We start from the raw sequence: 20,539 nt of genomic DNA on the forward strand, positions 1-20,539 counted from the left end.
CTTCTGAGATTTTTATTTTAGACTATTTGGTCTTAAGAATAAGCACGTAAAAATAGACGATAGGCATCTGAAGATTTTTGGTTTTTTAACATATAGTGTGCGATTTCACCTTGGTTGGTATTCATAATCACAGCAATATTTTTTGCGTCCCGAAATTTTTTAAGCACAGCATCTGGGATCATCACGGTATTAGAAGAATCAATCACATTTGAATTATCTAAGCGACGATAATTTGTTCGACCAATTGCAGGATAAGACAAAACTTTGCCGTCAATCACAAAAGATATTTCACTCATATCAAGCTGCTGTTGATCATAAGAATGCAGTGAAAGTGCATACTCACCTTTGTTTTTTTGCCAATCAATTGCAAGTTCAGGACATTTTTGCCCAGCTTCACATAGTAACTGACCTCGAGTAATGGTTCGTTGGATCACTTTGCTGTTTTCAACGGTATTCACACCTTTTAGCTTCAAGGTTCTTGTTTCAGGTTTATTTTTAGGTACGGTAATACAACCTGTGAGTAGTAGGAGTGTAAATCCTAGAACTAAATAATTTTTCATGTGTTTTTCCATGTTAGCGTTATTTTTATAAGCAATATTTATTTTGGCGCATATTCACACAGAAAAACAAAAAAGTAAAATACATCACACTTTTCTGGTTTTGTTTGAGCACTGCTTTGATATAAGTGGTCGATATTCAAATAAAAAATATTATTAAGTGATGAAAATCTTATTTCATTGAAATTTAGATAACTTAAGTAAGATCTGTGATTTTGCGCTATCAATCTGCTCGGGATTGGTTTGTCGAGACAATTGAACACGTGGTTTTTCACCTAAAAAATATTTGATCCGTTCAGCATTTGCACCTGATGGATGGGGAAGTCCAGCTAGAATCTGTTGATCATTTAAATAGCCTAAGCTGCTTACATAATTTAAAACCTCATCTACACCTTTGCCTAGCGGGATATAAATTGCGTTAGGAAGCTGTTGGACCATAGGAATAAAATAATCATCAATATGTTGTTTTAATAATTCATTTTTTAGCATTGCGGGTGTTGAGCCAGCATAATTTTTTCCATTGACCAAAATGCATTGCTGTAAAACCGAGCACATTTGCACTATATCTTGATGATTGCTAAATAGCTCAGCAGTGGTCTGTATGCCTAATTGATTTTGTAATCCAATATGATCTAGCAGTTGAGTTAAATTTTTACGAATAGGGCCGCTAAAAGTGCCACTATTCTTGGCAAGTTTAAGAATGTTTTCCTCAGATACTTGCTGTTCTAAGCCGTCCTTTGCTGCGATTAATGCATTACGCCATTGTTGCTGGCCTGGGCAGATGCCGACGATGACCACTTTTGCATCATGATTTATGGCCTCGAATGGTGCATAAAAACTTTGAACAGGCCCCAGAGTCTTAAGAAGGAGTAAATCACTTTGGGTTAATTCTTCAATAGAATGTGTTTTGATCACAGATGCAAAGCGAGAGAAAAGCGTAGAATCCGACATAAAACTTCAATCTTTCTAGTTATAAATTTCATTTAATATTTTAAACCTTTATTTTAAAGATGAAGTATTTAGGTGTAGGAAAAATGATTTTAAATTTATAACCTAACAACTTAAATCGATATAAAAATAATATTTAACAATATTGACCCAAATAGGACTTGAGATTTGGTACAAATATTGCTCATATCTAACTAAGGCAATATCAATAAGAATGCGAAATAAAAAACGAAAGGATGATTGCAGGAGAGAAGCACAGATTGTGCTCGCCGAAGGAGCAAGTTCCCCCAGGAAACTCTCAGGCAAAAGGACTGTAATCATATAAAAAATCTGGAGAGAAGTGGGCTAGACCTACTCACCGAAGGGGAATGTTCACATTGCTTCGCAAGGAACCAAAGCTCTCAGGTACCAATGACAGATGGGGCAAACATAGGAAATATAATTTCCAAGGAGCCTATATGTGTCATATTGTTGTGATTGGTGCAGGTATTACTGGGGTAACGACAGCTTACGAACTCGGATTACTCGGTTATCGTGTCACCGTGGTCGATAAACATCTTTATCCTGCAATGGAAACTTCTTTTGCCAATGGTGGTCAATTATCAGCATGTAATGCTGAAGTCTGGAACCAAAAAGCAACGGTGGTGAAAGGCATCAAATGGATGTCACAAAAAACCGCGCCATTATTATTAAATCCAAGTTTTAATCTACACAAATATTCATGGCTCTTTGAGTTTATGGGACATATTAAAGATTATCGTGAAAATACTCACGAGACTGTACGTCTCGCATTGATGGCACGTCAGCGTTTATTTGAAATAGCTGAGCATGAAAACTTACAGTTTGATTTAGAAAAACGCGGCATTTTACATTTTTTTCATAATCAACATGATTATGAGGTAGCGACTCAAGTTAATAATATGCTCTGTGAGGGTGGCTTAGAGCGTCATCCTGTGACATTAGCTGAAATCCGTGATATTGAGCCTAGTCTGAGAGGTGAATACTATGGTGGTTTTTATTGTCCGGGGGATGCCACTGGAGATATCCACAAATTTACAACGCAGCTTGCTAAAGCAACAGAACGCTTTGATGTGAAATATATGTGGGGCTTTGAGGTGACTGATTTTGAACATCATGCAAAAGGTGTCAATGTTCAGTTAAAAGCCAGTGATGAAAATATGGAACATCCTGATGCTGATACCATACTTGAAGCGGATGCCGTGGTGGTCTGTGGTGGCGTAGGTAGTTATGAACTTGCACATAAACTCGGTGACCGCGTAAATGTCTATCCAGTCAAAGGATATTCAATCACTATTAATTTAAATGATGAACAAAGTCAGGCCAATGCGCCTTGGGTGAGTCTGTTGGATGAAAGTGCCAAAATTGTGACTTCACGCTTAGGTGCAAATCGACTCCGTGTTGCAGGCACGGCAGAGTTTAATGGCTATAACCGAGATATTCGCGCAGATCGCATTCAACCCTTAATTGATTGGTCAAATCGTAACTTTAATCTCTCTACAGAACATGTGGTGCCGTGGGCGGGTTTACGACCAATGATGCCCAATATGATGCCAGTAGTGCATGCAGGTAAGCGAGATCATATTTTCTATAATACAGGGCATGGTCACCTTGGATGGACTTTATCTGCGGCAACAGCTGCAATGATCAGCCAGCAAGTGCAGCAAACACATCCGATTTAACTGACATATTGTAGACATCAAAAAATTGTAGACATCAAAAAAGCCTCAATGTTGAGGCTTTTTTGTATTTTTCTAAGTCATTCGAATTTGATCTTAATCATATAAACGATAAATCCCTGCAAAACGTTCACAGCCTTTTTGTTCGGTTTTTACTGAGAGTAAGGCTTTACTGTAATTGAACTGATATTTGCAATCGTGTTCATTATCGGTGATTTGATTTTTTTGTTCGGGTGTTGTGTAAGCTAAAAATGGAATGGTTTGTGTTTCAACTCGATTGTTCGGATTACGATAGGCAATGCCTTCTATTTTGATGCTGTCTTTGCCCAGTTGATGTACCTTTAAATGTACAGGTGATGTCGCAAAATGACCATTTTCAAATTTAAGATAATGCTGCGTTAAACTTTGGTTCATCGAGGTATAAATATTCAAATCTTCATGGCGAAGTTCAAACTGTTGTTTAAAACACTCCAAGTTTTTGCATTGCTGAACTCGGCTATACCATAATTTTTGCGTATCTATCAGTAAGCGTATTGGGGCATCGGTAATCAACTGCGCTGTTAAAAAAAGCCCATCTAGCTTTTCACGTTGTTCTTTAAAACGGTCAGAACAATAATTTTTTTTTGCCTGAGTATTGGCATGATCGCAGTTAATTTTTTCTGCATGCGTAAACGTCGCTAGGCCAGAACCTATTAGCAGAACCAGTCCGAATTTTTTGATGATATTTATTTCAGTTTTCAACAGCATGATCGCTTATACTTTCACTATGTTGCGCTTGCCCACACTATAGCGAAATAGAAAGCGTGAATACAAGATTTCAATCATTATTTTCTCAAGGAACTCAAGCATGATAGCTCAAATTCGTATCGGTCAGGGCATGGATGTACATGCATTTGAAGAAGGTGACTTTGTAACGCTTGCTGGTGTTCAAATTCCACATACACATGGACTCAAAGCACATTCAGATGGTGATGTGGTACTGCACGCGCTTTGTGATGCATTATTAGGAGCTTTGGCACTTGGAGATATTGGTCAGCATTTTCCAGATACAGATCCAAAATTTAAAGGTGCCGATAGTCGAGTACTTTTAAAACACGTCTACCAAATGATTTTAGATCGTGGATATGTACTTAATAATGCTGATATTACCGTGGCTTGTGAGCGCCCTAAACTAGCAAAACATAATTTAGAAATGCGTCAAAGTATCGCAGATGTTATGGATGTTGAAGTTACACAAATTAGCATCAAAGCGACCACCACCGAAAAATTAGGGTTTACTGGTCGCCAAGAAGGTATTCTTTCTACTGCAACAGTACTGATTTCTCACGCAAAATGATCTGGATGGATCAGTGCATGTTGTAAATCTTGAGTTGCTTTACGGCCTTGGAGTTGTAAGGCAACCGCATGGATTAAACCTGTCCAAGTTTCATTGGGTTCCCAAATTTGATGCATAAATTCTTGAGCCTTTGGCATATCAACATCCATATAGTATTGACGGTATAAATACATCAAACTGCTGACACGGAAGTTTTTCGCACAGTGTAGCCAAACCGTTTGCCCTTGAACCAAATGGTCAATCATATCGAGTACTAAAAGGCATTGATCATCTGAAGGGGTATCCCAAGAGATTGGAACTTGGATATAGTTCAGGCCTAGATCTAGGCAAATGCGGTCTTCATGCTCGATATGATTGGATGCATCGGTCAGGGCTAAATTGATAACCGTTGAAACACCATATTCTTTAATCGTTTGAAGCTCAGAAGGAGATGGTTGTCCTGACGTTAATAAATGTTCATGTATATATTGGAAGTTTTCAATGTGACTTAACGCATTTTCGATTTCATTCATCTGACAAATAATCCTTCAAAGTAAAACGCCATCTCGAAGATGGCGTTTTTCATTCACTTAGCGTGTCGGTAACACGTCTTTAAGTGCTTCATGCATCTCTAACAAGACTTTTTCAGTCGTATCCCAATCGATACAGCCATCAGTCACTGATTTACCATATTCGAGGTCACATAGGTTGGCAGGAATATCCTGACGACCACCTTTTAAGTGACTTTCTACCATAATACCCACGATTGACTTGTTTCCGTCAAGGATTTGTTCAGTAATATTTTTGAGTACAAGGGGTTGTAGGTACGGGTCTTTGTTTGAGTTTGCATGACTGGTATCAATCATAATTTTGCCACTAACTTTTGCTTTGGCTAATGCCGCTTCAGCATCTGCAACTGAACCTGCGTCGTAGTTTGGTTTACCGTTACCGCCACGAAGTACAACGTGTGCATATGGGTTACCACTGGTACGAATAACAGAAACTTGACCTTGGTCGCTTAAGCCCAAGAAGCTATGACCATGTTTAACAGATTGCATGGCATTGGTCGCAACGGTTAAACCGCCATCTGTACCATTTTTAAAGCCCACAGGTGAAGAAAGGCCAGAAGACATTTCACGATGTGTTTGGCTTTCAGTGGTGCGCGCACCAATCGCTGACCAAGAGATAAGATCTTGGTAGTACTGTGGTGAGTTTGGATCGAGTGCTTCAGTTGCACAAGGCAAACCTTTTTCATTCAATTCAAGTAAAAGTTTACGACCAATACGTAAGCCTTTTTCGATGTTGAAAGAATCGTTCATGTCAGGGTCATTAATTAGACCTTTCCAACCCACAGTGGTACGTGGTTTTTCAAAATACACACGCATCACGACATAAATCGTATCTTGGATTTTGTCACTTAAAACTTTTAAACGGTCAGCATAATCATGTGCAGCGACTGTGTCGTGAATTGAACATGGACCAATGACAACAAAAAGACGTTTGTCATTTCCATCTAAAATATTACGTACAGTTTCACGGCCCTTAAGGACTGTTTGATAGGCAGTTTCAGTCAGAGGTAGCTCTTTTTTTAGTTCTGCAGGAGTAACAAGTGGCTGAATGCTTTTTACATTCACGTCATCAATGTCGTTTTGGGTAATAGAATTTGACTGTAAAGTATTCATTGCCGTCACTGGTTTGATTATACAAAAGGTTGTTTCGTGAGCCGAATATAACATGAATATAGCATTCAAATGTTATAAAAAAGATCAATAAGTCTCTGAAAAAAAAGTGATGAATCGGGCAGTTAATTTAAACCTGCTGACTATTCACCGTCGGTGCGATCAACATTGCAGTTGTTGGTTTTTCGACAGGTTTTGATTTTACTGGATTAATGATGAAATTCATGCCTAAAACAAACAAGGTAATGCCTAAGACTTTACGAATGACTTTTTCAGGTAAACGTGAGCTGATTAAAGTTCCGACCACAATTGCAGGAATAGAACCCACCAATAACCAACCCAATAAATGAAAATCGACATTACCTGAGCTCATATGACCCAAGCCAGCAACCAGTGTAAGAAGCACGGCATGTACGACGTCTGAACCAATAATTCGAATCATTGGTAAATTAGGGAACATGAGTACCAATGCCATAATACCGAAGGCACCTGCACCAACAGACGATAGGGTAACGAATACGCCTAAAATAATCCCCATGATGATGATATATGCACGCTTATTTTTAGCTTGGAAATTGATACGTTCAAGATCCGCACTCATATCATCCAACTGATCAGTTTTTCGAAATTTATTAAAGAATTTTTCGATATGACCACGGAAAATAATTGAGATCCCTGTAATCGTCAGCATAAAACCTAAAAACATGGTTAAGACGGTTTTGTAATGTGTCGATTGGCTGAGATAGTTTTCCAGTACCCAATGGGTCGCAAAAGACGCAGGGATACTGCCGACAGCAAGCCAAATAACAATGGTCCATACGATATTCATTTTACGTGCATGAACTAAAGAACCACAAAATTTTGAAATAGCGGCATACAGCAGGTCTGTACCAATCGCAATATGGGGTTCAATTTTATACAGGCTGATCAGGATCGGGGTCATCAATGAACCACCGCCAACGCCGGTAATACCTACGCAGAAACCTACAATTACACCTGCCAGAATGAACTCTAAAGGACCGACCATCGCTGAATGCCAAATATCAAAAAACGTGCATATCTTATGACTAATTGATATAAGTCGTTGTCTCGATTAGTGATTTGCTTGTGAAAAAAATAGATAAAGAATGTTTTTAATTTTGAAATAAATGAATTTTATCTAAACTAAGTTATTGATTATGGTTTTCTCAACTGGTTGATAGTTCAAATGTAGATTATGCTGCAGTGAAATCATATATTTTGAATATAAGGCTTTGAATATCTGAAGTGGATATCCAATACCTAAATGCACTGTAGGTTTTCAATTCTAAACTTTTGATTTGATATTTATCGATATAAGCAACAGTGTATATAAATTCCACTGCTGCTAAGTCTCATACGCCTTAAAAAGATAAGGTTTCGCCATTATTCGAATATGAGTAGAAGGACACTAACTAGACATTTTAAACATGCGACAGGGCTACCAATTGTCACATGGTTAAATAATGAAAGACTGCGATGTGGGGCTGAATTGCTCGAATTGACAGATTATTCAGTTGATAAACTTGCGGAAAGCACGGGTTTTAAAACCGCAGTGTTATTTCGTAAATTGTTTAAGAGTAAATACGGTAGAAATCAGAACCATTAGTATAAAAATTTTAGTTAGTAGCTAAGCAGCAGTGAGGAATATTTCTAAAATGGTGAATTAAAGCTGCGCAGCTTTTTTCAGGAAATCTATTAACTTTGTGAAGGACTCGTATAGAATCTATAACTAAAGAACATTAAGTTAAAAGGACAGACTTTTGCAAAATCGGAAACTTAAAATTGGCATCGTGGTTGGGGAAGTATCCGGGGATACATTAGGCGCCAAGCTTATCCGTAGTTTTCGAGAGCAAGGGATCGATGCGGAATTTGAAGGCATCGGCGGTCCGCAAATGATTGCAGAAGGCTTTAACAGCTATTATCCGATGGATATTTTATCGGTGATGGGGATTGTTGAAGTCTTAAAAGATATTAAAAAACTCTTTGCTGTACGTGATGGTCTGGTTGAAAAATGGACTGAAAACCCTGTCGATGTTTTTGTAGGGATAGATGCACCGGATTTTAATTTGCGTTTATCTAAGAGCATGAAGCAAAAACAGCTACCAATTAAAACAGTGCAATATGTCAGCCCTTCAGTATGGGCGTGGCGTCAAGGGCGTGTACATGGCATTAAAGCAAGTATTGATTTAGTCCTTTGCTTATTTCCATTTGAAAAAGCGTTTTTCCAAAAATGGCAAGTTCCGGCTGCATTTGTCGGACACCCATTGGCAAGTCAGTTGCCTTTAGATAATCCACTCGTTGCGGCTAAACACGAGTTAGGCTTAGATGAGCATCAAAAACACATTGCATTACTTCCGGGCAGCCGTCGCGGTGAAATTGAGCGCTTAGGGCCTTTGGTACTGTCTGCCGCACAGATTTTGACGGAGCAGCATCCAGACTATGTGTTCCTGATTCCTGCAATCAATGATGCACGTAAACAGCAAATCGAATTGTTGCTCAAGCAGTATCCTGAAGCATTACAAGCCAAAGTTCGCTTGATGGAAAACACAGATTCGGAATCTAAAATTGGCCGTCAGGTGATGAATGCATCGAATATTGTTGCTTTGGCATCTGGTACAGCAACCTTAGAAGCGATGTTTTTACACCGCCCAATGGTGACCTTTTATAAGTTAAATTGGCTGACCTACCATGTGGTGAAATTGCTGATCAAAATTCCGTATTATTCATTGCCAAATATTATTGCGGGCAAAAAAGTGATTCAGGAACTTATTCAACATGATGCAACACCTGAAAAATTAGCAGCAGAAATTGAAAGCTTGATGGATGTTGAAAAATCGCAAATTCAAGTGATGCAGCACATCACCATGCATAAACAACTGCTTTCAGGTAACAGTGAAAACCCTGTGGAAGCGATTTTAAAGCTTTTAGATTAAACCTTTAAAGTGACTCAGTTTTTGCGAATTGATGCTGCTGTCGATACTGGCTCGGTGTTAGATCATAAAACTTTTTAAAAGTTTGGCTAAATGCCGTTTCAGATGAGTAACCGATACGATGGGCAATTTGCTGAATAGTCAGTTGCCCCATTTGTAAGTGCTGTGTTGCCAGTCGCAATCGATGTTGCTGCAAATAGGCGAGTGGTGATTCACCGAGCATTTGAGTGAATAAACTGGCAAATTTAGAACGTGACATGCAACATTGTTCTGCCAAACTTTCGACGGTCCATGCATGCTGTGGTTGTTCATGGATCGCGGCCAAAGCGTTGGATAATTCAGGATGACTCAAGGCATGCAACCAACTGCTTGAATCTGACAAGGCTGCAATATAATCACGCACACATTCGATAAATAAAATACTCACCAAATGATCCAAAATTTTGTCGCGGCCTGGACGGATTTGATGCGCTTCAACTGCCAGAAAATGTAAGCCAATTTGCAACCATTCCGGTGCGGTACTGCTCATGATATGTGGTGTATGTAACAGCGTGGGGAGTGCATTCACTAAGGGCTTTGCCATAATGCTGTCGACATGCCCACGGATCGCCAGTACAAAGAATTCTTCTGCTTCATGAGACTCAGCATAATTTAATTCAATGGTTTTATTTCGTTGCTCTTGAAACAATGACGTGATGTTTATTGACTCGACCAAGACATCAGACTGTATAGATTTGCAGTAATGATTTTGCCCTGAGGGAATAAGGCAAAGATCGCCAGCTTCGAGTAAGACCTGCTCTTGATCTATATGTACAACACACTGACCTTGAATCACTACATACGCAACCATGGCATTGTGATCTTGAAAATGAAAAGCCCAAGGATGCTTTGATCTCAAATAAATATATTCAGATCGGTGGAGATGAATATCATCAAAAATTTTACTTAAAGCATCCATATTTCAAATATTTACTCATATTAATTTTCTATTTATAGATGGTCACTATGTGTTTAAAGGTCAACATTTATCCTTAAATGCCAAAGACGATTGCATAGTTTTTTTGGACGCTTAAAACTGTTCTGGCTGCCCATATTTTACGAATATAAACACAGAAGAAGTAATTAGGGAAGTCTAGCGCATGAATGCACCAGTAAAATTAAATGAACAGCAGCTCGCTCAGTTAGAAAGCAAAATCGGTAGTGTTTTAGATAAAAAACGTTATGGTTGGCTATTGAGTCCAGGTTTACCAGTCATTGGTATGGGGATCTTGGCGGGTTATCATTTTGGTCCAAAACCGACAAAAAAACTATTTGCCATGGGCGGGCCGCTTCTACTGCATGTCATTATTCCTGCACTGGATGCACTGATCGGTGATGATGCCAATAACCCGACAGATGATGACATTAAAGTTTTAGTGAATGATCCTTATTATGATCGTATCGTCAAACTATTTATTCCACTGCAAATGGCAGCGAATGCTTTTGCAGGCTATGTGGTTACCCGTAAAGATATTTCATTATTAGATCAAGTTCTACTTGGGATTTCGATGGGTGCCATCAATGGTGTTGGCGTAAATACAGCACATGAACTCTGCCATCGACCACATAAAAAAGACCATTATTGGGCACATGCGACGCTCGCACCTTTAGGTTATAGCCATTTCCGCATTGAACATCCTTATGGACACCATAAACGTGCGGCAACGCCTGAAGATCCTGCATCTTCAAAAATGGGCGAAACTTTTTATGAGTTTTGGCCACGCACTGTATTTGGTGGAATTAAATCGGCGGTGCAGATTGAGAAACAACGCTTAAAACGTAAAGGTTTAAGTTTCTTTTCGAAGGAAAATGAACTGTTTCATGGTTGGGCGATGAGTGCAGGTTTTCATGCCTCGATGCTGAAAATGTTTGGTAAAGGCGTGACACCGTATTTAGTTACACAGGCCTTTTATGGAATCAGCCTTTTTGAAATTATTAATTATATTGAACATTATGGCCTGAAGCGTGAGCAAAAACCGGATGGAAGTTATGCGCGAACCATGCCTGAACATAGTTGGAATAACAATAATATTGTGACCAATCTATTTTTGTATCAATTACAGCGACATTCAGACCATCATGCTTATCCTACTCGTCCATTTCAGGCTTTAAGACATTTTGATGAAGCGCCAGAGTTGCCTAGCGGCTATGCCACTATGCTAATTCCTGCTTTAGTACCCTCTATTTGGTTTAAGATGATGGATAAACGTGTCTATGATCACTACCAAGGCGATTTAACTAAAGCCAATATTCATCCTAAACGTCGTGCAAGTATTTTTAAAAAGTTTGCAATTTCAGTCGTTTAAATCGAATACCTGATGAGAAGAATCCCAAGCTTGTTTGTTTGGGATTTTTTTATTGTGTGTATTATTAACCGATGCTACGCAGTAACATCAGAAGCGCACGTTGATTCAAATAAAAGAACGATACACGGCAACATCATCCGCAATTGTTTGAGACAAGACTTATTGTAATCAAAAATGTTTCTGCGATTCATTGAATAATTAGACGTTAGTGAACGAGTTTTGTCGGTGAGGTGCATTGCACCGCAAGATGGTTTCCTTTCGAAGCTTCGCTTCTCATTTTGCCGAAACAAAAGTATCTCCAGCCGAAGGCTAATACCTTTATTCAATCCTTAGATGTAAGACACCGTCGCATTGACTTAAAAATCATTTTTAAAATGTGAAATTAATTCTACATGCGTAACATCATTTAAAATCCCAAATTTTCTATTTGAAACTTAGTCACTTCTTAAGACCACCAATAGCGCAAAATGTGGAAAAAAATCGGTGCAGAAAAGCAGATTGAATCAATTCGGTCGAGCATGCCACCATGGCCTTGGATGAGTTGTCCCCAATCTTTTACACCACGATCGCGTTTAATGGCTGACATGACAAGACCACCAAAGAAACCGAATATACAAACAATAAAACCAATACATGCAGCCTGTAGATAGCTAAAGGGTGTAAGCCATGACATAGCAACACCTAGTGCAGTGGCTAAAGCAATGCCTCCGATTAAACCCTCAACGGTCTTAGATGGTGAAAGTATCGGTGCGACTTTATGTTTTCCAAATAGCTTGCCACAGACATATTGTAAGACATCGGAGGCTTGTACCACCATGATCAGCCAGATCGCTAGCCAAATTTTTTCACCTTCAAATCCGGGAAGTTTAAGATTTAATAGCGCAGGCACATGCGAAATACAGAATACGCTGATCATCAGACCCCATTGAATTTTTGAACTGCGCTCTAAAAATCGCGTGGTATCTTCGGCTTTGAGTGTAGCGATAGGGATAAGAAGAAATACATACAGCGGAATAAAAATAGAATATAGCCCGTACCAGTCGATATACACCAAGTAATACTGGTAAGGGATGACAAAATAAAAAGCGATCAGCAACGGAAGATAATCACCGCGACGGGTTGGGAGTAAACTGATAAATTCACGTAAAGCAAAGAGTGAAATCAACGCAAACAGGATCACAAAGGCAATTTTGCCTAATGAAATTGCTACACCAAGTACCAACAACATGACCCACCATGCATTGATCCGCGCATTTAAATTGTCGATGACCGGTGCCGGCGCATAACCCGCTTTAAATTTTAGTATTGAGCCAATGGTTGAGGCAATAATCAAAATAACCGCAAAGATACCAAACAATACATAGGTCATTTGCGCATTGGTGAATTCCATTATTGATACTCCAATGCTTTTAATTTGAGTAATTCGTCCTGAGCGTAGTTTAAAAACTCAGATTTGTTCTGTTCATTATGGGCTTCTAAAGGTTTGCCAAAAATAACGGTAGATAATAATGGCAATGGTATAAGCGCGCCTTTAGGCATGACACGTTTTAAATTTGAGATCCACACAGGCACGATTTCAACATCAGGAAATTGATTTTTGAGATGAAATAAGCCGCTTTTAAAGGCTAATAATTCAACGTCATCATTTAAATTTCGAGTACCCTCAGGAAAGAAAATAATCGAGTCACCTTGAGCTAATACGGTTTTGATCGGTTCTAATGGATCTTGATTTTGCTCTCGATTTCGCTGAATAGTGACGCCAGTAAACGTGTCTTGAATGAGAAAACGTCGAAAGCCATCTTTTAACCAATAATCCGAAGCAGCTACAGGACGCGTCTTTCGTCTGAGATCTGTCGGCAGTGATGACCAAAGCAAAATAAAGTCAATATGGCTATTATGATTTGCATAATAAATACGCTGTTTCATAACCGGTTTGCACCCGACCCAGAGACTCCGCGCACCCGTGAGCAGCCGCGCACCACGACGAGTGAGAAAGGCAATATAGCGAGCAATTGAACGGCTTAAAAAATTACCTTTCATTGGTGAGAGAGCATTCCCTGAAGTGTCTAATGGATTTGGCATAGCTTCAAATTATTGTGAATTATTTATACAGTAAAAATATGCAGATGAATGCGATGTATTGCAAGCAAAGCACAAAGATCTGCCATTTAAATAAAGCCAGACAACCTAATTCACGCAGCTCCCATGCGCGACCACATTTATTTGCAGGCATTAATTTTAAGTTGATTAAACTTAAGTCCAGCTCCTTGGTGGTTTGTTCAAGGTTTTGAGTTTGGCTGTATTCAGCGACAGTGGCTAAAAGTGCCGAATCAAATTTGATTCTCAGGCTTAAATAATGTTGTATTCCGAGCAAAACTAGACAAATTAATATATATAGCAAATCGAATAGCATCACATTACCAAACTGGATAATGAGCCAGAGCGTGAGGATCGCTGCTACATAAGCTGAAATGAGCAATCCAGTGGTGGATTGTAACAACTTTGATAGCACCACAAGTTGTAAATTCATGGTGCAAGTCCTTTAAGTTTTAAACGATAAGTATTTAAATGTTTTATTTGCGGTGTTTTAAGCACAACCCAAGGACGGTTATGGCGAATAATCCGTAAAACATCTTCGACTGAATATTCAGGATGTTGTTTCAATAATAATGCGGCAACTACAGCACTACTTCGTGAATATCCCAAAGCACAGAAAACCAAGATGTTTTGTGCTTCATCATTGTTATTAGATTTCAAGAATAGTTCTAAAGACTCTACAGCATGATGTAGCTGATTGGCCTGTAAAGGAATTAGGTCTAAACTCAAGTTTTGGGCATAAGAGCACTTTGGATAAGTGGGCAATTCTGCGCAACAATCGAGTAAAGCATCATATTGTTGCATGACCTGTTTGGACGGATAGCGACCTAAATAAATATAACTCTGATTGATTTTGATGATTTTAGAATCTTCAGGATGGCGATAAGTCCAGATTCGGCTATTGATCCAAGCAAATACAAAGTAAGGCGCAAACAATATTTTTGCAGCAATGGTCATATCACCATGACTGAGTTTTTGAAAAAAATGGGGTCGATTGAATAAATATGCAAACGAAACTAAAAGCAGACTGCTTGCAGGATAGAGCAGCCAAAGCCACCAACCTTTTGCATGTGCGATTGCGCTACACAATAAGGCAGCAAACAGATAAAGGATGCCGATTTTAATGTGCTTTAAGCTTAGCCGACTTTGTTTATTTTGAACCCATGGCGCAGAGCCAGCCATCGGGAATAGCCATAAACATAAGGCACCGACCAATAAACCTGTTGGAATATCTATAAAATGGTGCTGCCAAGTGGTTAGAACTGAGAGACCAATCAAAAAGGACCAACCATCTACAAGATATTTTAGCTTACCTGTGCTATGCCGACGGAAAAAATCCCAAAGTATCACCAGTAGCACAATGTGCAGGGAAGGTGCTTGATTAAACGGTTTATCAAAGCCCATCAAGACATCAAACCATAGGCCGAAAAAACCTGTGAGTTCGGGGCGTTCAAAGCTAAAACGTAGCGGGAAAATTAAAAAGCAGCTGATTGAAAGGATTTGTGCCGAAAATAGTCGCAGGACATGTTGTTTTAATTCAAACTTATTCCAACAAAGTAATAAAGACAAACCATAGAACAGATCAATCGACCAATAAGGCACAATACTCCATGGCCAAAGTGGAATATATTTTTCCCATTCAAAGACGATAACAGGTACAGACGCTAAACCCGCAGCGTATTGGTTGGCAAAACCATAACTTAAGAAGAAAAAAGGTGCCAGAAATGCCAAACACAGTAGGCCGTATTTCCAAGTTCCTGTATCCGTATCCAGTTTATGCATAAGATTGACCGTCCAAGCTTAAATTTTTTGTGCAACGGAAACGGTGAAAATACCAAACTCATCAATAACTTGATCGATTTTCTTGAATCCTGCTTGCTCAACCAAGGCATCCATCTCGGCTTGTGAGCGTAAACGCATGACCCACGCATCACCTTGGCGATGTGAGGTCAGGGCACGGGCGATAAACTCTTGTTGCGGATGCCAAATTTGACCTGTGTAGATGAGATAACCATCTTTCTCAATGGCCTGACTCAAGCCTGATAAGGACTGTCTAAGTAAATCATTATCACTAAATAATTCGTATAAACCTGAGACCACGGCTAGAGTAGGTTTAGGTTCAACACTGGCTAGTGATGTGGTATCAAATGCATCCGCTTCTACAAATTTGGCAATCTGGCTTAAACCTCTTTGCTCAATCATTGCTTGACCCGCTTGTACATTGATCGAGCTATAGTCTCTAAGCAAGATGGATTCAGGCTGTTGAGGCAGTTTTTGTACAGCATCTAAAATATATCGGCCATGGCCTGCAGCAATATCCATAATCCGTACCGCGTGTTGGGCATCATTTAACTTAGAAGCATATTTCGTTAATAGCGCTTCAATATTTTGTTTTCTAACGCGAATACCACGCCAACCAATCGCATTTAAATATTGTCGATCGATGATTTTACCCAGTGCATTTTGGCTTTCTGATTGATCACGATAGACAAAATCTAAGGTGCTGCCAGAGTCATATCCTGTCTCTTCACCAATTTTTAAACCTTTAGAAAAGAGACTACCAATTTTAAGATTTTGTTTGGTTAAGCTCCAAAATGCATGTTTTAAAGAGTGTTTTGGAAGCGTTGAACTTAATGTTTCTGCAACGGCACAGCTTGGGCCAATTTTATCTGCATCTAAAAGTTTAGGTGCGGAATAGGGTTGTTTAAAACATTGTTGAATAAAGCGATGGATTTTATCTGTGGCGATTTTTCGATGTTTTTCACCCAAAGTATCATGATAAAAACCGTCTAAGACGTGAAATTCCTTCATTGGATGTGGGAGTTTTTGATAAAACGCCAATTGCGGTTTTTGATGCACCACGAAGTCAGATCCTGAACATAAGACTTGAGTAGGAACAAAAATATTTTGTGCATCTTTAACGATTCGATCTGAAGCTGCGTATAGCCCCAGCAGCATCCGGACTGAAATGGCCCGAGCGATTTTTGGGTCAGTATCATAACTTTGCGCACGTGCAGTATCGTGTGTCAACATTTTGGCTTTGACATAACTATTAATAAAAAAGTTGCCAGCGAATTTATTGAGAAGTGTTAAGCCAGGTTTTGCAAAAGGCACATAGAGTTTGATGTCAAATGCAGGCGACGCAAGGCATAAAGCACGGATTCTAGGGGCATAATCATGCACCCATGTCGCGGCTAAAACAGCGCCAACGCTTTGAGCTACAATTGCTATATTTTCTGATCGAATTTGGTAATTTTGTTCTATATGCTGAACAAAATATTGAATGTCTTGAACGCATGCAGAAAAGCTCGGTGCATCTCCTCGTTCACCAGGAGTATTGCCATGGCCTCGCGCATCCCAAGCGAAAAAATCAAAATCAGGCAAATTCAATTCATTGACCAAATGCGCCATTCGTCCCGAATGTTCATGGCCACGATGAAATAAGATCACCGCTTTTTTCTTACGGTTGCTTTTTAAACTGCTATTTTCCCAATGTTGATAAAACAAGGATGTTCCATCATGGCTCGTAAAGGTATGCTGAGTATTGTTATACATTGTGTTGTTCTCAAAATAATGAATCGACTGACGATCTAAACTGAAATTTATTGTGGGTTGATAATGCTATTTTTAATGCGGTTATAAATCGTGATAAATAATAAAAAGATGATAATAATCAAAATACTATTGCAAATAAGAGACAATGTATTTAAACCGAAGTTAAATATAGAAGAAGTCACGATCACTATACAGATGATACTAAATACAAAAGCACGGTCACTTTTTCCCATTGGACCATCGTAGCGACGTTCTTGACCCACTAATGGCGCCATCACACCTGTATATTCAGCAAGTATGGCGAGAAAACAGGTTAAAATAAGTAATTCAGCTTGAATAAAAGCAAAGCAAATTAAACTAAAATAGAGTGCTGAGTCAGAAATCACATCACATAATTCATTATAAAAAGCACCGAGTTTGGATTGTTGGTTGAACTCACGTGCCAGCATGCCATCTATGGCATTGAAGCCCATTCGAATAAGCATCCACACGGGGAAAATCAACAGTAAAATGCCAATACCGTTGTGAGAGAAATAGATATAAATAAAAAATGCCACAGCTAGCGAAATGAACATTGCTAGTAGTGTTACTTGATTTGCTGTAATACCAAGATGCTGAAGTGATTTAACCAAAGGTCGAAGTAGGTTTTGAAATGCAGGTTTAAGTTGGTAGATCGAAGGCATATTATTGTTATAGCGGTATGATTTGCATGAATTTTATACGCTTGATGCTTAACTTAACAAGAATTTGAATGTTAAAGATTGTCACAGGCCTCACGATTCGCCTGTATAACGCATTAAATTTTCTTGTGTAGTACTTGCGACTAATTTTCCATCTTGCCACATTTGCCCATGACTAAGCCCACGTGATTGGGAGGTTCGGGTGGTATTCATGTCATAGAAAACCCAATCATCCACCCGAAAGGTATGATGAAAATACATCGAATGATCAAGGCTGGTTGCGATGATTTCAGGAGACAGATAATTTAAACCATGTGTTTTGAGCGCCGCAGAATATAAATTATAGTCTGAATAATATGCTGCAATGGCCTGATGTATATGAAGTTGGTCAAATTGTGCATCCAAGGCATCATGGAGTTTTAAATATTCTGCATATTGATTTTGATTTAAGACAGAAGCTTGACCGGACGGTGGAAAATCTGTCAGCACGTATTCAATCGGTTTAGATATAAGCTGAAAAGGCTGTAAAAATGTGGCCAGATATTCAGGTGAAATAGATGATTGGATTTGCGATTTATAGAATTGCTCCTCTTTGAGCATACTTGGTGGAAACTGTTGGATCAGATCTGGTTCGGGTATTTGATACTCCATACCCGTTTCGTTTTTCATATAGGACAACATCACCATATATATTGGTTTGCCATGCTGTATGGCGGTCACTTGTCGTGTAGAAAAACTATGGCTATCACGTAAATTTTCGACTTTAAATAATACGGGATGATTTGCAAGACCCGCAGAAATAAAGTTGGCATGTAAAGAGTGGAGTGGGAGTGTGCAGGTAAAGGATGCACTGACTATGCTCTGAGCAAGTAATTGCCCACCAAAAATATGGTCACCAAACAGAGGTTTGCTCTGTGCCAAAAAGTAGCCCTGATCTTTGGGCACTACAGATAATAATTGGATGAGGTCTTGAGTCAGCGTTGTCATATTTTTTTAAAATTTTTGCTTTGTTTAAATGTATTCAACTCAAACTTATTGCACAAGTCGTGTTCATGAAAAATATAAAAGTCTTCGCCGGTCTTTCTAGAATGGGCTTATAATCGAGTTTTCTTAGTTGTCCGAATGGAATGACGAAAAAGCAATGACACCTGCATGTAAACTCTTAAAATCTAATAAAATCGACTTTACAATTCATGAATATGACCATGACCCAGAAGCAAAAAGTTTTGGTTTGGAAGCTGCGGAAAAACTTGGTTTAACGGTCGAAGAAGTCTTTAAAACCTTGATGGTTACGGACGATAAAAATTACTTTGTTGCCGTATTGCCAGTTGAATATCAGCTAAATTTGAAAAAAGTAGCCACAGCATTTGGCTGTAAAAAACTCAAAATGGCTGACCCAAAAGATGCAGAGCGTTTAACTGGTTATTTGGTTGGTGGTATTAGTCCAGTTGGACAGAAAAAACGCTTAAAAACTGTGATCGATGCTTCTGCACAGAACTTAGCTAAAATCTATGTGAGTGGCGGTAAGCGTGGTTTGGATATTGGTTTAAAACCCGAAGATTTAGCAAAAGTTTTGGGTGCAAACTTTGCTGATGTGATTGATGTCTAAATGCGTTTTTGCCTACTTAAATTTAAGTGAATTTAGAGGGAATACCTCCCACTTATAATCTATAAAATAACAGAAGCCGCATTGAGCGGCTTTTTGGTTCGATAACGCATCAAGTGTCACGGATTTATTGGACATGGTGCAGCTTTTTATATTCGATATACAGGGTACTAAATTTAGGATTGTAGGCTAAATTTGATTATTAGTAGGTATATATATGGTGCTTCTTGAATTGATATGAGAAATACCGAGCGCGCAGAAATTGATGCCAGATTTGATGTGAAATGAGGGGTGGTAGCTTTTATGTATATATATTAATAATATTGTAAACCAACCATGGGCTGGTTTTTTTGCATTACATTTGGGATTTGTAATTATCTAAGATTGATTTTCTACCATCAGGAATAGTTTCTATTTCATAGAGCGACTCATATATTTCTTTGTCTTCTGGAGATTTTTTTGAGTCCACAAGCTGCTTTAATTTAGATTTATATTCTGTTTTACCTGCATGGAATAAGCTCGCATAGTAAGCCCATTCTGTTTGGTCGTAATAGAGATCATTTTTGGGCATATTATCTAACTGTTTTTTATATAAATTAGCGTTGTATAAAAAACAGTCTTCAATATCCTTTTTTGGTTTGTTTAAAACTTCAATGAGTAAACATTGAAAATTTTTCATATTGGTTGTTTCTTTTTTTTCTAAAATTCTATTTGTAATAGCAAAGGCTTCTTCATAATTGCCAAGACGTATATTGATGTTTAGTGAAAGGTTATTTTGTTCATTCTCTGAGTTAATTTTAGAAATTTTAGGTAGAATTTTTTTAAGCATTTGATTGGTTTTTTGAGGGTCCAGTTCACTTTGAGATTGAATTAATATCTGATTATATTCATTGATGATTTCTTTACTTTCTGGAGAAAGCTCAGCATCAGCTCTAGTTGTTGAGCTTTGTGCAGGGGAGGCTGTTTCACTTGAATTACCACAAGCTGAAAGTGGAAGGATTGATAGTAATAATGGAAATATTATTTGTTTCATTATTTTACACGCTTAGCTGCTGAATTTAGTTTAAAAATATATTTCTAATATGGAGGAATAGGAGTTACGTATCCAA

General features: G+C 38.6%; 21 protein-coding genes and 1 riboswitch. Of the genes, 6 read left to right on the top strand and 15 right to left on the bottom strand.

Translation table 11 applies throughout. The features are described from left to right. Positions 1-32: 32 nt before the first annotated feature. Both MST18_RS06995 and MST18_RS07000 read right to left on the bottom strand, forming a co-directional pair. Entirely contained in the window at positions 33-560 is a 528-nt protein-coding gene (locus MST18_RS06995) for a hypothetical protein (protein ID WP_180115535.1), read from the bottom strand. A 174-nt stretch (positions 561-734) separates the two neighbouring features. Further along, positions 735-1,508 (bottom strand): hypothetical protein, encoded by a 774-nt coding sequence (locus MST18_RS07000; protein ID WP_180133968.1) that lies wholly within the window; start codon positions 1,506-1,508, stop codon positions 735-737. Positions 1,509-1,738: 230 nt separating this feature from the next. Then, a riboswitch (glycine riboswitch) is annotated at positions 1,739-1,829 on the top strand. 134 nt (positions 1,830-1,963) lie between these two features. Between MST18_RS07000 and MST18_RS07005 the strand changes: the two genes are divergently transcribed. Continuing rightward, positions 1,964-3,205, top strand: a complete 1,242-nt coding sequence (locus MST18_RS07005) for a D-amino acid dehydrogenase (RefSeq protein ID WP_180133969.1) — start codon at positions 1,964-1,966, stop codon at positions 3,203-3,205. Positions 3,206-3,298: 93 nt separating this feature from the next. On the opposite strand, the gene MST18_RS07010 is transcribed toward MST18_RS07005, so the two are convergent. Then, positions 3,299-3,949, bottom strand: coding sequence for a hypothetical protein (locus MST18_RS07010; protein WP_180107205.1), 651 nt, complete (start codon positions 3,947-3,949; stop codon positions 3,299-3,301). 100 nt (positions 3,950-4,049) lie between these two features. On the opposite strand from MST18_RS07010, the gene ispF reads away from it, so the two are divergent. Then, positions 4,050-4,538 carry a 2-C-methyl-D-erythritol 2,4-cyclodiphosphate synthase gene (gene ispF / locus MST18_RS07015; protein WP_111884307.1) on the top strand — a complete coding sequence of 163 codons (489 nt, stop codon included), beginning with the start codon at positions 4,050-4,052 and terminating at the stop codon, positions 4,536-4,538. Here the strand turns inward: ispF and MST18_RS07020 are convergent. The 3 genes from MST18_RS07020 to MST18_RS07030 all read right to left on the bottom strand — a co-directional run bounded on the left by MST18_RS07020 (position 4,526) and on the right by MST18_RS07030 (position 7,223). After that, a complete protein-coding gene (locus tag MST18_RS07020) occupies positions 4,526-5,050 on the bottom strand; it encodes a protein tyrosine phosphatase family protein (protein ID WP_180003786.1) in 525 nt (174 codons plus the stop codon). The two genes, ispF and MST18_RS07020, sit on opposite strands and share 13 nt — an antisense overlap. A gap of 57 nt (positions 5,051-5,107) precedes the next feature. Beyond that, entirely contained in the window at positions 5,108-6,199 is a 1,092-nt protein-coding gene (locus MST18_RS07025; RefSeq protein ID WP_143221612.1) for a 3-deoxy-7-phosphoheptulonate synthase, read from the bottom strand. A 127-nt stretch (positions 6,200-6,326) separates the two neighbouring features. Beyond that, on the bottom strand, positions 6,327-7,223 hold the full coding sequence (locus MST18_RS07030; RefSeq protein ID WP_078193863.1) for a sulfite exporter TauE/SafE family protein: 897 nt from the start codon (positions 7,221-7,223) through the stop codon (positions 6,327-6,329). A 387-nt stretch (positions 7,224-7,610) separates the two neighbouring features. Between MST18_RS07030 and MST18_RS16620 the strand changes: the two genes are divergently transcribed. Together MST18_RS16620 and lpxB are read left to right on the top strand one after the other, a co-directional pair. After that, complete coding sequence (locus MST18_RS16620) at positions 7,611-7,823, top strand: helix-turn-helix domain-containing protein (protein ID WP_180133970.1); 213 nt, start codon at positions 7,611-7,613, stop codon at positions 7,821-7,823. A gap of 154 nt (positions 7,824-7,977) precedes the next feature. After that, the gene (lpxB, locus tag MST18_RS07035; RefSeq protein WP_180127725.1) at positions 7,978-9,150 is read left to right on the top strand and encodes a lipid-A-disaccharide synthase; all 1,173 of its coding nucleotides are present in this window, start codon (positions 7,978-7,980) and stop codon (positions 9,148-9,150) included. Between the two features lie 4 nt (positions 9,151-9,154). Here lpxB and MST18_RS07040 read toward each other — a convergent pair whose 3' ends face one another. Next, positions 9,155-10,105 (bottom strand): AraC family transcriptional regulator, encoded by a 951-nt coding sequence (locus tag MST18_RS07040; protein ID WP_180133971.1) that lies wholly within the window; start codon positions 10,103-10,105, stop codon positions 9,155-9,157. Positions 10,106-10,286: 181 nt separating this feature from the next. Here MST18_RS07040 and MST18_RS07045 point away from each other — a divergent pair, with 181 nt between their 5' ends. Further along, positions 10,287-11,492: an alkane 1-monooxygenase gene (locus MST18_RS07045; protein WP_180133972.1), complete on the top strand. Its 1,206-nt coding sequence runs from the start codon at positions 10,287-10,289 to the stop codon at positions 11,490-11,492. Positions 11,493-11,937: 445 nt separating this feature from the next. Here the strand turns inward: MST18_RS07045 and MST18_RS07050 are convergent, their stop codons facing one another. From MST18_RS07050 to MST18_RS07080, 7 genes are all read right to left on the bottom strand, one after another. Next, positions 11,938-12,882 carry a phosphatidate cytidylyltransferase gene (locus MST18_RS07050; RefSeq protein WP_078191012.1) on the bottom strand — a complete coding sequence of 315 codons (945 nt, stop codon included), beginning with the start codon at positions 12,880-12,882 and terminating at the stop codon, positions 11,938-11,940. Beyond that, entirely contained in the window at positions 12,882-13,532 is a 651-nt protein-coding gene (locus MST18_RS07055) for a 1-acyl-sn-glycerol-3-phosphate acyltransferase (RefSeq protein ID WP_180022773.1), read from the bottom strand. The genes MST18_RS07050 and MST18_RS07055 overlap by 1 nt, the downstream gene beginning before the upstream one ends. Before the next feature lie 61 nt (positions 13,533-13,593). Next, positions 13,594-14,022 carry a hypothetical protein gene (locus MST18_RS07060; RefSeq protein WP_180007868.1) on the bottom strand — a complete coding sequence of 143 codons (429 nt, stop codon included), beginning with the start codon at positions 14,020-14,022 and terminating at the stop codon, positions 13,594-13,596. Continuing rightward, positions 14,019-15,371: a phosphatase PAP2 family protein gene (locus tag MST18_RS07065; protein ID WP_180133973.1), complete on the bottom strand. Its 1,353-nt coding sequence runs from the start codon at positions 15,369-15,371 to the stop codon at positions 14,019-14,021. The genes MST18_RS07060 and MST18_RS07065 overlap by 4 nt, the downstream gene beginning before the upstream one ends. An 18-nt stretch (positions 15,372-15,389) precedes the next feature. After that, positions 15,390-17,144: a bifunctional alpha/beta hydrolase/class I SAM-dependent methyltransferase gene (locus MST18_RS07070; protein WP_180133974.1), complete on the bottom strand. Its 1,755-nt coding sequence runs from the start codon at positions 17,142-17,144 to the stop codon at positions 15,390-15,392. 47 nt (positions 17,145-17,191) lie between these two features. Then, complete coding sequence (locus MST18_RS07075) at positions 17,192-17,827, bottom strand: CDP-alcohol phosphatidyltransferase family protein (protein WP_180133975.1); 636 nt, start codon at positions 17,825-17,827, stop codon at positions 17,192-17,194. 90 nt (positions 17,828-17,917) lie between these two features. Further along, complete coding sequence (locus MST18_RS07080) at positions 17,918-18,811, bottom strand: acyl-CoA thioesterase II (RefSeq protein ID WP_180133976.1); 894 nt, start codon at positions 18,809-18,811, stop codon at positions 17,918-17,920. A gap of 154 nt (positions 18,812-18,965) precedes the next feature. Here MST18_RS07080 and ybaK point away from each other — a divergent pair, with 154 nt between their 5' ends. Then, positions 18,966-19,433, top strand: coding sequence for a Cys-tRNA(Pro) deacylase (ybaK, locus tag MST18_RS07085; protein WP_180022788.1), 468 nt, complete (start codon positions 18,966-18,968; stop codon positions 19,431-19,433). A gap of 352 nt (positions 19,434-19,785) precedes the next feature. Here ybaK and MST18_RS07090 read toward each other — a convergent pair whose 3' ends face one another. Continuing rightward, positions 19,786-20,463 (bottom strand): hypothetical protein, encoded by a 678-nt coding sequence (locus tag MST18_RS07090; protein ID WP_180133977.1) that lies wholly within the window; start codon positions 20,461-20,463, stop codon positions 19,786-19,788. Positions 20,464-20,539: the final 76 nt, after the last annotated feature.

The organism is Acinetobacter sp. YH12068_T, assembly GCF_024606005.1.
GTDB lineage: Bacteria > Pseudomonadota > Gammaproteobacteria > Pseudomonadales > Moraxellaceae > Acinetobacter > Acinetobacter amyesii.

What these genes read in the sequence shown, in the direction of transcription:
- MST18_RS07040 (WP_180133971.1), bottom strand. Translation starts at nt 10,105, where the DNA reads ATGGATGCTTTAAGTAAAATTTTTGATGATATTCATCTCCACCGATCT.
- MST18_RS07025 (WP_143221612.1), bottom strand. Translation starts at nt 6,199, where the DNA reads ATGAATACTTTACAGTCAAATTCTATTACCCAAAACGACATTGATGAC.
- MST18_RS07060 (WP_180007868.1), bottom strand. Translation starts at nt 14,022, where the DNA reads ATGAATTTACAACTTGTGGTGCTATCAAAGTTGTTACAATCCACCACT.
- MST18_RS07090 (WP_180133977.1), bottom strand. Translation starts at nt 20,463, where the DNA reads ATGAAACAAATAATATTTCCATTATTACTATCAATCCTTCCACTTTCA.
- MST18_RS06995 (WP_180115535.1), bottom strand. Translation starts at nt 560, where the DNA reads ATGAAAAATTATTTAGTTCTAGGATTTACACTCCTACTACTCACAGGT.
- MST18_RS07080 (WP_180133976.1), bottom strand. Translation starts at nt 18,811, where the DNA reads ATGACAACGCTGACTCAAGACCTCATCCAATTATTATCTGTAGTGCCC.
- MST18_RS07030 (WP_078193863.1), bottom strand. Translation starts at nt 7,223, where the DNA reads ATGGTCGGTCCTTTAGAGTTCATTCTGGCAGGTGTAATTGTAGGTTTC.
- MST18_RS07065 (WP_180133973.1), bottom strand. Translation starts at nt 15,371, where the DNA reads ATGCATAAACTGGATACGGATACAGGAACTTGGAAATACGGCCTACTG.
- MST18_RS07000 (WP_180133968.1), bottom strand. Translation starts at nt 1,508, where the DNA reads ATGTCGGATTCTACGCTTTTCTCTCGCTTTGCATCTGTGATCAAAACA.
- MST18_RS07050 (WP_078191012.1), bottom strand. Translation starts at nt 12,882, where the DNA reads ATGGAATTCACCAATGCGCAAATGACCTATGTATTGTTTGGTATCTTT.
- ybaK (WP_180022788.1), top strand. Translation starts at nt 18,966, where the DNA reads ATGACACCTGCATGTAAACTCTTAAAATCTAATAAAATCGACTTTACA.
- MST18_RS07045 (WP_180133972.1), top strand. Translation starts at nt 10,287, where the DNA reads ATGAATGCACCAGTAAAATTAAATGAACAGCAGCTCGCTCAGTTAGAA.
- MST18_RS07055 (WP_180022773.1), bottom strand. Translation starts at nt 13,532, where the DNA reads ATGAAAGGTAATTTTTTAAGCCGTTCAATTGCTCGCTATATTGCCTTT.
- MST18_RS07010 (WP_180107205.1), bottom strand. Translation starts at nt 3,949, where the DNA reads ATGCTGTTGAAAACTGAAATAAATATCATCAAAAAATTCGGACTGGTT.
- MST18_RS07005 (WP_180133969.1), top strand. Translation starts at nt 1,964, where the DNA reads ATGTGTCATATTGTTGTGATTGGTGCAGGTATTACTGGGGTAACGACA.
- ispF (WP_111884307.1), top strand. Translation starts at nt 4,050, where the DNA reads ATGATAGCTCAAATTCGTATCGGTCAGGGCATGGATGTACATGCATTT.
- MST18_RS16620 (WP_180133970.1), top strand. Translation starts at nt 7,611, where the DNA reads ATGAGTAGAAGGACACTAACTAGACATTTTAAACATGCGACAGGGCTA.
- MST18_RS07020 (WP_180003786.1), bottom strand. Translation starts at nt 5,050, where the DNA reads ATGAATGAAATCGAAAATGCGTTAAGTCACATTGAAAACTTCCAATAT.
- MST18_RS07075 (WP_180133975.1), bottom strand. Translation starts at nt 17,827, where the DNA reads ATGCCTTCGATCTACCAACTTAAACCTGCATTTCAAAACCTACTTCGA.
- MST18_RS07070 (WP_180133974.1), bottom strand. Translation starts at nt 17,144, where the DNA reads ATGTATAACAATACTCAGCATACCTTTACGAGCCATGATGGAACATCC.